The following is a 10,439-nucleotide window of genomic DNA, read 5'->3' as shown; positions in this document are numbered from 1 at the left end:
TGCAATAGGTTCGATGAGTGGATTCGCCGTCGGTTACGAATGTGTATCTGGAAACAGTGGAAACGGGCGCGAACGCGACTTCGTGAGCTGCGCGCGCTCGGACAACCGGACTGGATAGCATTTATGATGGCAAACTCGCGACGAGGATATTGGGAAATGGCGAGAAACTTGAACAACGCTATGAACAAGACCTACTTTGAACAACTTGGTTTGAGGAGTTTACAGGCGAGATACTTGAAACTTCGTAGTGCTTTGTGAACCGCCGTATGCGGACCCGCTTGTACGGTGGTGTGAGAGGTCGGGGGCTAGGCGCCCCCTCCTACTCGATTGTTCGCGTTTCTCCGGCGAGATCGTTCGAATGTCATCACTGTCCAGTGATAGCGAAAATGCTCCACCAGGTTCGCGCACAGGCGAGGATGATGAGGGTGGCAAGCAACGCTTTCAGCCAGCGGGTGCGCAGTCGTCGGGCCAGGTGAACGCCCAGTGGGGCACCGACGACGCTGGCCCAAACAAGTACCAGCGTTGGATTCCAGAGGATTTCACCAGATATCGCTTTGCCAAACACACCACCAAGCGAAGCAATGAATGTGATCGCAATGGACGTTGCAATGGCGGCGCGCGTCGGTATTTTCAATACAGAAAGGAGAATCGGCATAAGCAGAAAAGATCCGGTCGATCCCACCATTCCTGAAAAAACGCCAACTAGGCTCGCTGATAAAATCGCTAGCCAACGAGGGTAGTTCATCCCCTCGTGTTCCAACATGCCGGCTTCTTTCGGGGGGCGGAACATAATGACAACGGCTATCGTGGCGAGTATTGCGTAGATGACATTGACGATTGATTCCTGAACAAAATGTGCCCCATAAGCACCCGCAAAACTCGTGATGAGCATGGTAAGTCCCATATCCCAAATCAGTGGTCGATGAAGCTGTCCACCCTTGCGATTGGCCCATAACGCAGCTGCGGATGCAAACATCACTTGCACGGCACTCATGCCAGCCACTTCGTGAGAAGTGAATCCAGTGCCTGTGATAAGTGGTGGTATATACAATAACAACGGATATTTGACGACGGCACCTCCGACGCCGACCATCCCAGCCAGCATGGACCCTATGAATCCGATGCCTAATAGCACCAAAAACATATTGAGCGACATCTCTATCGCCTCCTTAAGATGAAATCTGTACAGGCTATGTATCGCAGCTTCTGTATATACCTACACGGGTATGCTTGACGTTTCGTAACACCGGGCTTATACTATACCCTGTACCGTACATGAGTGGTGATACAATCCACAGGCGCATGATGACGCGCAGACTGTAACGTGACTACGGAGGTGAATTCAGCGTGTTCGGAAGAAGCAAAGTTCGCAACATCATCCCGCTTGACCTCGAAGAGCGGTTGAAACGCGGAGAAAAGCTGCAAATTATCGACGTGCGCGAACCGAGTGAAGTGGCTTCCGGGAAAATACCTGGTGCTATCAATATTCCTCTGGGTCAGTTGCCACAAAGGTTTGGTGAAATTGACCGTCATCGAGAAGCCGTCATCGTCTGCCGAAGCGGTATGCGAAGCACGAAGGCATGTAAATTCCTGATTGGCCAAGGCTATGATCAAGTATGGAACTTGATGGGCGGCATGAATGGCTGGAAGGGTCGCGTGCAGTAAATTGGCTGCAATTCATGTAAGGGAGGATATTCATTATGGGAAAACGAGTTGCCATTATTGCGTCGAACGGCGGTATTGAGAGCGCCTATAAAGTGTTGAACATTGCCATGGCTGGCGTGGCTACGGAAGCGGAAGTCGCGATTTTCTTCACATTTGACGGTTTGTCCATCATCCATAAGCAATCAGAGCAAATGCTTAAGTTTGCGCCGGGGAATGAGCATCTGGCGGAAGGCTTCAAAAAGGCCAACGTTCCGTCGATTGGCGCAATGCTTGAAATGGCGAAAGAAAGTGGCGTAAAACTCATTGGCTGCCAAATGACGATGGACGTAATGGGCCTGACGAAAGACGATTTTGTCGATGGCGTGGAAGTCGGTGGTGCGGTGACGTTCCTTGATTTCGCCTATGACGCCGATGTGACGGTGACGTTCTAATTACACATATCTAAGCGAGAGACTAGGAGGGCGTATCCATGAGCGCGTACACGGTAGATAAAAGTATCGATTGCAAAGGGTTGTCTTGCCCAATGCCGATTGTTCGTACCAAAAAGGCGATCGATGAGATAGCGCCCGGCCAAGTGCTCGAAGTCGTCGCGACCGATCCAGGATCGGTCGCCGACGTAAAGAGTTGGGCGACGCGGACCGGGCACCAGTTTCTAGGTACCACCGAAGAGGGTGGCGTCTTTTATCACTACATTCGCAAGGCGATCCCGGAGGAACAAAAGCCGGAGACAACCTTTGCGAATGTCGTCAGTAACGATGTATTGGAGAGCAAAGTGGGTAGCGATGCAGTCATTCTCGATGTTCGCGAACCGATGGAGTATGCGTTTGGCCACGTGCCAGGAGCCAAGTTGGCACCGCTTGGTCAACTTGAGGGCATGCTTGGGGAATTAAAGGCATATGCGGATAAGGACATCTACGTCGTCTGCCGGACAGGTAACCGCAGTGATGCGGCATGTCAGATTCTTGCCGAGCACGGATTTACCCGCGTGCACAATGTCGTTCCTGGCATGTCGGAGTGGCAAGGTCCTATCGAACAATCGGAGGTGAAGCAGTCATGACACAACAACTCCGCGCGGCCAGCGCGGCCGAAGTCTACGAACGGATTTTGCGTAAAGAGCCTTTGTTCATTCTCGATGTCCGCAATGAAGATGCTTATGCCGACTGGCGGATTGAAGGGGAGAGTGTAACGTCGTTCAACGTGCCCTACTTTGATCTGCTGGATGGCGTGGACAGCGTACTCGGCAAGCTCCCGCAGGACGTACCGGTTCTTGTCGTCTGCGCAAAAGAGGGATCGTCCAAATTCGTTGCCGAGCAGCTCGTGGAAGCAGGCCTGCACGACATAGCTTATCTCGCCGGTGGCATGCAAGCGTGGAGCGAGTATCTACACCCAGTTAAAATTGGCGATCTCGCTTCGGGTGGTGCCATTTATCAGTTTGTGCGCGTCGGTAAAGGCTGCTTATCCTACGCGATTGTCTCCGATGGCGAGGCGGCGATTGTCGATCCGGCACGCATGACCGACGTCTATGTACAGTTTGCAAAGGAACAGGGCGTTTCCATCCGCTACGCAATCGACACACATTTGCACGCGGACCACATTTCGGGCGGTCGTCGCTTGGCGGAAGCAGTTGGTGCAACCTATTTCCTGCCGCCAAAGGACGCCCCGGAAGCGACTTTTGTGTTCACGCCTTTAGAAGAAGGAAATACGATTGCCGTTGGCCGCAGCGTGATCGAAATCAAGCCTGTGTACTCGCCTGGGCATACCATTGGCAGTACGTCCTTGATTGTCGATCAACAATATCTTCTGACGGGCGACATCTTGTTTGTTGCATCGATTGGTCGGCCCGATCTCGCTGGTAAAGCTGGGGATTGGGCGCCAGATTTGCGCAAGACGCTCTATCAGACGTACCGGCAACTTTCGCCTGAATTACGGGTGCTACCTGCGCACTATGCTACAGAAGCAGAGTTGGACAGTGACGGTCGCGTTTCTGCCCGGTTAGGTGACTTGTACCAGGTGAATCCGGGGTTGCGTTTGGAGGACGACGCAGAGTTCCGCAAGGCCGTAACAGAGAACTTACCTCCGCAGCCGAACGCGTATCAGGAAATTCGCTTGACCAACATGGGCAAGCTTAAGCCAAGCGATGCCGAGGCTAGTGAGATGGAAATTGGCCCGAATCGCTGTGCAATCCACGGCTGATATGGATGTTTGATGACGCAACGTGCGCGGGAACGCCATTTTATTTTGCGCATGCAAATACCCATGCATGTATATGTATATAAGATGGCGTTCTTGGCGCATGTACGATAGGGAGGGTCACTATGATTCATCTGGCGTTATGGCAAACCATCTTGGCCGTCGTGAGTGGCGGGGTGGTTGGATTTACCCTCGGACTCATTGGCGGTGGTGGATCTATCTTAGCTGTACCGCTCCTTCTCTACGTTGTGAGGGTGCACGATGCGCACGTGGTGATTGGCACGACGGCTCTGGCTGTAGCGGTCAACGCGTGGATCAATCTGATTCCACACTGGCGTAGTGGGCATGTGCGCTGGCGACCTGCTATCGCGTTTGCCATACCAGGAGCCGTCGGGGCTATCATCGGTTCGGTCATTGGCAAGGCGGTGGACGGTAAGGCTCTTCTGTTTTTGTTTGCCACACTGATACTTGTCATTGCTGTTCGCACCTTGCTGCAAACGAGGCGCGGCGATCGCGATACGCTTGCTGCGACTTCAGGCCGCTTGAACATGGGGCGCGTACTTGGAATGGGGGGCGCCACCGGCTTGCTCTCGGGCTTTTTCGGAATTGGCGGAGGGTTTCTCATTGTTCCCGGGCTGATCTTTGCAACGGGTATGGCGTTGATTGACGCCATCGGTAGTTCGCTTGTGTCTGTTGGCTCATTTGGCCTTACAACCGCGGTATCGTACGCCATTTCAGGGTTGGTGGCTTGGAAGGTGTTCCTTCTGTACGTGGTCGGCGGCGTGATCGGCGGTTTCGGGGGATCATGGGTCTCGACGAAGCTGGGACATCAGAAGCGCATCTTGCAAACCGTATTTGGCGTTGTACTGATTCTCGTAGCGTTATACATGTTGTACGATAACTTGAGTAGCATGCATTGGTTGTAAACACACAAGCCGAAGATCGAGCATGGCGAACGTGCAACAGAGGTAGAATAGAGCGGTAAGGTGGGGTTAGGATGCAATACAACGATCAAATGAAAAATCGCTTAAAGCGGATTGAGGGCCAAGTTCGCGGCGTGATTGGCATGATGGAACAGGAGAAAGGCTGCAAAGAAGTCGTCAACCAATTGACCGCTATTCGAACGGCGGTGGACCGGGTCATCATGTACGTCGTAGGTGAGAACATGGAGCAATGCATTCGTGAGGAACTGAACGGCGGTGGTTCGGCCGAACAAGTGATTAAAGAGGCCATCGACTTGCTTATGAAGAGCAGATGATGGCAGGCGTTAGTTAGCAAAAAGGAGTGTTGTCTATGGAAGATTTTCACTTTCACGTCGCGACGCAAAAAAGTATAGATGAAGCAGTTGCGGCTCTCGAAGGATCCTTAAAAGAGCGTGGTTTCGGCGTTTTGTGGCAGATGGATATTCCATCGAAGCTTCAGGAAAAAGGCGTCGAGTTCACCAAGCCATACCGGATTCTTGAAGTTTGTAACCCTCATGAGGCTAAAGAAGTGCTGCTTCGGAACGAGCTAGTTGGTTACTTCCTTCCATGCAAACTCGTCGTGTACGATCACAATGGTCAAACGTTCATCGGGTTGCCCAAGCCAACCGCGCTTATGGGTGTTCTCGGGGACCATGAGCTAATGGAGACGGCGCGGCGAATTGAAGCAACCTTGCAAGACGCTATCCGCGATGCGGCTCAATGATGGGTTTATCTGATAGTGCCCATGAGGTGAGTGACCTTGTAGATGTGTCGTTGATACAAGTGTGGAGGTGCGCGATGGGACACCGCTTTCATCCGAAACATGCGAACAAGCTTTTGGACGCAGATCGGCAGAAGCTTTTGCCACAGGCCGCGATTCTGGAACGGTTGGACTTGGAAGCCACGCATGTCGTGGCGGATGTCGGGTGTGGCCCGGGGTATTTTACTATCCCGATTGCTCAAATCTGTAAATCTGTGTATGGAGTGGATGTTTCACCAGAGATGCTCGATATGTTAAGCAAACGGGCTGCCGAAGCTGGCCTTGCGAATATAGCACTGATGACCGCGCAGGCGGAGCGCATACCGTTGCCCGATGGCACGGCGGATCGCATCCTCTGCGCGTTTGTCCTACATGAGGTTGATGATTTGGACGGGACTTTGGCGGAATTTCATCGATTGCTGAGCACATCAGGGAAGCTCATGGTCATCGAGTGGGAAAAGCAGTCTATGGAAATGGGCCCCCCCACAGCAGAGCGGATCGCAAAGGAAAAATTGGCAGCCAAGATAGAGGAGGCAGGCTTCCGCACAGAGCTGTGGAACCCCAACCCATATCACTATGTTGTACTTGCACAGAGGTGAAAATGGGTTTTTTTTGGATAGTCTAGGGTTTTGGAGTAAGAAGTAAATTGGCGGATGCTGAATACAGAAGAGACTGTTCCTCAATTCCCTTTTCTCTCCTAACATATCACCTCCCGGAATCGGGAACATCAGATTTGGGAGGTGATTTCATGAAACGACGATATAGCCAGTCCGCCCTCTTTGCCATGCTGCTTACATCGGCTTTGCTCCCGTGTTCCGTGGCCATGGCTGCACCCAGCCAGGACATCCATACGACGCAAACGAGCGATTGGTACAATGCAGGGCAAGGTCCGAAAGTGTACGGCATGCGCAAATTTCCATACCCATATCAAGCCATGCTTGCCCTCTCATCAGATGCGGATAGCGAGACGTTACGCAAATTCAATCTCGTGCATCGATTTATCAATACGACGCAACAGACGCCTATCGGCCGTGGATTGGGTCTTGACTATGCGGACTCCATCTTCATGTTTAATGGCAATGATCATCAAGCGTTTATTGATCTCAACCACGTTCCGATGGCGAATGAGCTCACGTATTTCCGCGGTATCACGGCTCAACCCTATGCGGCGTCTGTGCTAGATCGTTACGTCCAATGTGGCTGGGTCGATACGCTCCATACATACGGTGACTTCAGCCGCGTCAATGAGCACACGACCGTATTTCGCCGTTCGCTGGCCGCCACTGCAGCCAACGCCTTAGCCAAGCGCGGCGACCACATTGAAGTCTGGACCGATCACGGCAACAAGTCGAACGTCGACAACTTCGGATCGTATCGGCGTGCCGGCTTTTATCAGTATCAGCAGGGCGAGGTGCCGGGATCGCCCTATTACCACACGGATATCACGATTCCGCAGGGCATTCATTTCGTTTGGCCGGACACGTCGAGCAATCAGTTCGTGCGCGATTCGGTCATCTTCCCATTGCAGCTGGCGGACGGCCGACGCGTGTGGGGATTTTGGCGATATACGAACGAACACTATAGTCCGCAAGGCGCGGTGCGCTGGAACTGGACGCCATATGGCTTGCGTGAACAATTGACCGAACAGCACTTGCGGGCGTTGGAGGCCAAGCACGGCTATGCTGTGGTGGCGCAACACCTATGTGGCACACCCTATCCGGGCGTTCTGCCAAAGGACGCGGTAGCGGCCTTGCGTCTTCTCGCAGCACATCAGCACGAGGGAAAGGTGCTTGTCACGCGCACGAGCCGACTGCTTCACTACAACGTCGCCCAACAGTATGTCTCATACGACGTCACGCATCACTTTGGCAGGACGTACATTCACATTCGCAAAATATCGGATCCGGTATTTGGTGCTCATCAGCCATCGATTGACGAAATACGGGGCTTGACGTTTTACACTTCAGATCCAGGGCGAACCGTGATTGAATTGGGCGACAATCCGTTGCCAGCACCTTTGATTCAGCACAATGCGAGCGACGGTGAGCATCCCAGCGTCGGCATTCGTTGGTTTCCGCCTGACACGGCCGATCACGCACTGACTGTGCCTAATATTCCATAAATCCCCTTCCTTGACGAATCCGTTATATGGGCAGGGCAAACGCCGCCACACAAGTGTTGGATGCCTAGTATCCTGTAGCATCACCACCCAAGAAGGAGGATAAAGGCATATGATGAAACCATGTCCACCCATTGTTTGCCCGCCCGTGTACGAGTATCACGACTGTTACGTATGCCGGGAGGTACCTATTGTACAGCCAGTCGTCAGGGTCAATCGGCGCATCGTCGTAAACGTGCCAAAATACTACGTGAAACCTGAAGTAAAAGACGTCGTTGTCGATCCCGGATGTCCTGGAGGTTGTTGATGAGTGCGAGGCCGTCTGCCAGTCGGCACTGCCGACAAGGCGGCCTCGCTGGTCGTTTCGCCAAACAAACACAGATTTTGCTACAATGGCGTTCGTCCAGTAAAACTCGATTGGGGTAAGGGGATTGACTTCCGTTGGGTGTGCAATCTACCATCGCGCTCACGCACCAGTTGCATGTAGAGAATGGTGCGCATGTTTTGTATTTTTATATGAATAAGGACGTATATATCGCCAATGCCATCGCGTTTATTGAAACGGCAATGGTGCAACAGCAAAATGTCATTTTCATCGAATCTACGTCTTTGTGGTCGGAAATGTCACAAGTATTGTTGCAAAGGTACGGTCGGATACCCGACTGCGTTTCCTATGTCGACAATTACGGATTTTATGGAATGACCGATGATTTTCACCCTGATCATGTTCATCGACGCTTAAACCAAGCGGTTGATCCGTATATCACACAGGACAAACCCGTTCGCCTGTGGGGGCACGTGGATTGGACGGATGAAGTGGAAATTGAGGAGAAATTATATCGCTACGAGTCAAGCTGTGATTTCACGGTCAGTGAGCTGGGTTTTCTCACCGTATGTGCCTATGATGCCAAGCAGGTACCGGCTTCGGTCCAAATCGAAATGATGCGGACACATCCGTATCTAATGACGGATCGCGAGCTCATCCGTAGCGATCTCTATGAGCACGCAGGGGAGAAACAGTATGCATACCCTTCGCTGAGCGCGCAGGCGAAGTTGGAGTCAGAGATGGATTTATACAAGCAGAAGCTCGACTTTGTGCATGTCGTTTCGCACGAGGTACGCAATCCTTTAACGGTTATCCAGGCCTATGCCACGTTGCTCAGCGCCGACGAGCCCGATCCGGAACGGGCGAAGAAGTTGCGAACCATCGTCGACTATACAGTCGTGATTGATCACGAAATCTCACACATCATGACGACCGAGCAGATGCTTGCCGCAGAGTCGATTTGGCATAAACGCATTTTACATCCGCGCGCTGTGCTTGATGAAGTTCTACATATTATGGGGACCAAGGCTCGTACGCAAAATATCGAGTTGGTCACCGATATCGATGTCGCGCAGACGGTAACCTGCCTTGGCAATCGCTTGGGGTACAAGCTCATTTTTTCGAACGTCATCAGCAATGCTATCAAGTACAGCGACGAAGGGGGAACCGTCCGAGTCATCTGTCGTGTTGCGGAGCAGATGTTACATTTCGACGTGATCGATCGCGGTGTCGGCATGACCGAGCAGCAGATGGAGAGGCTCTTTCGCAAGTATGAAAAGCAAAATGAAGACGAGAGTGGGCAGGGAATTGGCCTTTTTATGGTGAAAAAGCTGGTCGACGAATTTGCAGGTGACATTTCTGTACAGAGTCAGTTAGGGGTTGGTACGCACGTCGGCATTCGACTGCCGGTTCTTTAGGGAGGGATGTGTATGCGGATTGCGGTCGTGGGAAGCATCAACATGGACGTCATGGCGTCGGTGGATCAGCTGCCCTCGCCTGGGGAGACCGTGGTTGCCCGCGGCGTACAGTACTCGCCGGGCGGCAAAGGTGCCAATCAGGCGGTCGCAGCGGCACGGTCCGGCGCGGATGTCTGGATGATTGGCGCTACGGGACGTGACCCGTTTGCTCAAGCTGCCCGCGACTCTTTGGCGAGTGCGGGTGTGCATATCGGGTATGTTGCGGACAAGCCTGGGGCAACCGGGATGGCCTTGATTGAGGTCGGAGCGGACGGAGAAAATCACATCGTGTTGGCTGCGGGGGCAAATGGGCTGCTGGAGCCCGCGGACGTCGCACGTGCTGACTCCATTTTGACGTCCTGCGATATGCTGTTGCTACAAAATGAAGTGCCTTGGGCCGCCAACCAGGAGGCGCTTCGTATCGCGAAGGCGGCCGGGGCGCGCGTTTTGTACAATCCTGCACCGATGCGCAACCTAACGGGGGAGGCCTTACGCGGAGTCGACGTTCTCGTGATGAATGAGACGGAAGCTGCCGCACTCATTGGAACGGTGCCACAGGGATTGGACGGAGACTGGTCAGTGCTTGACTCGCTAGCGGGTATCGGGATCGCCATTGTGGTTGTCACACTTGGCGCGCAAGGGCTGGTCTGTTGGCAGCGCGGCGGCCTGATTCGCTTGCCAGCGTTTCCTGTGCGTGCCATCGATACAACAGCGGCTGGCGACACGTTTATCGGAGCCTTTGCGGCAGCGTTTGACGAGCGAAACCTCGTTCGCGCTCTGCGTTTTGGCGCAGCGGCGGCCGCGCTCGCGGTGACAAGGCCTGGTGCCCAAGCGGCTGTGCCGATGTACAGCGAGATCGAACGCATGCTGGAGACGGATGGAGGTGAGTCCAAATAAGCCTGCCGGTGAACCAAACACGCACAAACGTAGTCTATGAAGACGAACGGCCGTACCGATGAAA

Annotated in this window: 14 protein-coding genes; 13 read left to right on the top strand and 1 reads right to left on the bottom strand. The window is 53.2% G+C overall.

The window, feature by feature from the left end; genetic code table 11:
• The coding region (locus BLU70_RS11710; protein WP_276326112.1) for a group II intron maturase-specific domain-containing protein at window positions 1–258 on the top strand (258 nt) is incomplete at its 5' end.
• 106 nt (window positions 259–364) lie between these two features.
• Here the strand turns inward: BLU70_RS11710 and BLU70_RS11705 are convergent.
• Entirely contained in the window at window positions 365–1,156 is a 792-nt protein-coding gene (locus BLU70_RS11705) for a sulfite exporter TauE/SafE family protein (protein ID WP_006446965.1), read from the bottom strand.
• Between the two features lie 191 nt (window positions 1,157–1,347).
• Here BLU70_RS11705 and BLU70_RS11700 point away from each other — a divergent pair, with 191 nt between their 5' ends.
• The 12 genes from BLU70_RS11700 (at window position 1,348) to rbsK (ending at window position 10,375) form a co-directional block, all read left to right on the top strand.
• Window positions 1,348–1,665, top strand: coding sequence for a rhodanese-like domain-containing protein (locus BLU70_RS11700; RefSeq protein ID WP_006446966.1), 318 nt, complete (start codon window positions 1,348–1,350; stop codon window positions 1,663–1,665).
• A 35-nt stretch (window positions 1,666–1,700) separates the two neighbouring features.
• The gene (locus tag BLU70_RS11695; protein WP_074693563.1) at window positions 1,701–2,096 is read left to right on the top strand and encodes a DsrE/DsrF/DrsH-like family protein; all 396 of its coding nucleotides are present in this window, start codon (window positions 1,701–1,703) and stop codon (window positions 2,094–2,096) included.
• A 38-nt stretch (window positions 2,097–2,134) separates the two neighbouring features.
• The gene (locus BLU70_RS11690; RefSeq protein WP_074693562.1) at window positions 2,135–2,722 is read left to right on the top strand and encodes a sulfurtransferase TusA family protein; all 588 of its coding nucleotides are present in this window, start codon (window positions 2,135–2,137) and stop codon (window positions 2,720–2,722) included.
• On the top strand, window positions 2,719–3,858 hold the full coding sequence (locus BLU70_RS11685; protein WP_074693561.1) for an MBL fold metallo-hydrolase: 1,140 nt from the start codon (window positions 2,719–2,721) through the stop codon (window positions 3,856–3,858). Before BLU70_RS11690 ends, BLU70_RS11685 begins: the two co-directional genes overlap by 4 nt.
• A gap of 122 nt (window positions 3,859–3,980) precedes the next feature.
• Window positions 3,981–4,781 carry a sulfite exporter TauE/SafE family protein gene (locus BLU70_RS11680; protein ID WP_074693560.1) on the top strand — a complete coding sequence of 267 codons (801 nt, stop codon included), beginning with the start codon at window positions 3,981–3,983 and terminating at the stop codon, window positions 4,779–4,781.
• Between the two features lie 71 nt (window positions 4,782–4,852).
• Window positions 4,853–5,113: a metal-sensitive transcriptional regulator gene (locus BLU70_RS11675; RefSeq protein WP_006446971.1), complete on the top strand. Its 261-nt coding sequence runs from the start codon at window positions 4,853–4,855 to the stop codon at window positions 5,111–5,113.
• Between the two features lie 35 nt (window positions 5,114–5,148).
• On the top strand, window positions 5,149–5,541 hold the full coding sequence (locus BLU70_RS11670) for a DUF302 domain-containing protein (protein WP_006446972.1): 393 nt from the start codon (window positions 5,149–5,151) through the stop codon (window positions 5,539–5,541).
• A gap of 74 nt (window positions 5,542–5,615) precedes the next feature.
• The gene (locus tag BLU70_RS11665; RefSeq protein WP_074693559.1) at window positions 5,616–6,176 is read left to right on the top strand and encodes a class I SAM-dependent methyltransferase; all 561 of its coding nucleotides are present in this window, start codon (window positions 5,616–5,618) and stop codon (window positions 6,174–6,176) included.
• A gap of 224 nt (window positions 6,177–6,400) precedes the next feature.
• On the top strand, window positions 6,401–7,699 hold the full coding sequence (locus tag BLU70_RS11660) for a hypothetical protein (RefSeq protein WP_074693568.1): 1,299 nt from the start codon (window positions 6,401–6,403) through the stop codon (window positions 7,697–7,699).
• A 109-nt stretch (window positions 7,700–7,808) separates the two neighbouring features.
• Window positions 7,809–8,003 carry a hypothetical protein gene (locus BLU70_RS11655; RefSeq protein ID WP_040289463.1) on the top strand — a complete coding sequence of 65 codons (195 nt, stop codon included), beginning with the start codon at window positions 7,809–7,811 and terminating at the stop codon, window positions 8,001–8,003.
• 140 nt (window positions 8,004–8,143) lie between these two features.
• Entirely contained in the window at window positions 8,144–9,439 is a 1,296-nt protein-coding gene (locus BLU70_RS11650) for an MEDS domain-containing protein (RefSeq protein WP_244885197.1), read from the top strand.
• A 12-nt stretch (window positions 9,440–9,451) separates the two neighbouring features.
• Window positions 9,452–10,375 (top strand): ribokinase, encoded by a 924-nt coding sequence (gene rbsK, locus BLU70_RS11645; RefSeq protein ID WP_074693557.1) that lies wholly within the window; start codon window positions 9,452–9,454, stop codon window positions 10,373–10,375.
• Window positions 10,376–10,439 lie beyond the last annotated feature (64 nt).

It is taken from the genome of Alicyclobacillus hesperidum, assembly GCF_900107035.1.
Lineage (GTDB): Bacteria > Bacillota > Bacilli > Alicyclobacillales > Alicyclobacillaceae > Alicyclobacillus > Alicyclobacillus hesperidum.
Note: the sequence above shows the minus strand (reverse complement) of the source record. Positions and strands in the feature narration are given on the sequence as shown.

Excerpts from the sequence above, each read along its gene's own strand:
- BLU70_RS11675 (WP_006446971.1), top strand. The coding sequence starts at position 4,853 with ATGCAATACAACGATCAAATGAAAAATCGCTTAAAGCGGATTGAGGGC.
- BLU70_RS11685 (WP_074693561.1), top strand. The coding sequence starts at position 2,719 with ATGACACAACAACTCCGCGCGGCCAGCGCGGCCGAAGTCTACGAACGG.
- BLU70_RS11670 (WP_006446972.1), top strand. The coding sequence starts at position 5,149 with ATGGAAGATTTTCACTTTCACGTCGCGACGCAAAAAAGTATAGATGAA.
- BLU70_RS11665 (WP_074693559.1), top strand. The coding sequence starts at position 5,616 with ATGGGACACCGCTTTCATCCGAAACATGCGAACAAGCTTTTGGACGCA.
- rbsK (WP_074693557.1), top strand. The coding sequence starts at position 9,452 with ATGCGGATTGCGGTCGTGGGAAGCATCAACATGGACGTCATGGCGTCG.
- BLU70_RS11695 (WP_074693563.1), top strand. The coding sequence starts at position 1,701 with ATGGGAAAACGAGTTGCCATTATTGCGTCGAACGGCGGTATTGAGAGC.
- BLU70_RS11680 (WP_074693560.1), top strand. The coding sequence starts at position 3,981 with ATGATTCATCTGGCGTTATGGCAAACCATCTTGGCCGTCGTGAGTGGC.
- BLU70_RS11660 (WP_074693568.1), top strand. The coding sequence starts at position 6,401 with ATGGCTGCACCCAGCCAGGACATCCATACGACGCAAACGAGCGATTGG.
- BLU70_RS11655 (WP_040289463.1), top strand. The coding sequence starts at position 7,809 with ATGATGAAACCATGTCCACCCATTGTTTGCCCGCCCGTGTACGAGTAT.
- BLU70_RS11705 (WP_006446965.1), bottom strand. The coding sequence starts at position 1,156 with ATGTCGCTCAATATGTTTTTGGTGCTATTAGGCATCGGATTCATAGGG.
- BLU70_RS11690 (WP_074693562.1), top strand. The coding sequence starts at position 2,135 with ATGAGCGCGTACACGGTAGATAAAAGTATCGATTGCAAAGGGTTGTCT.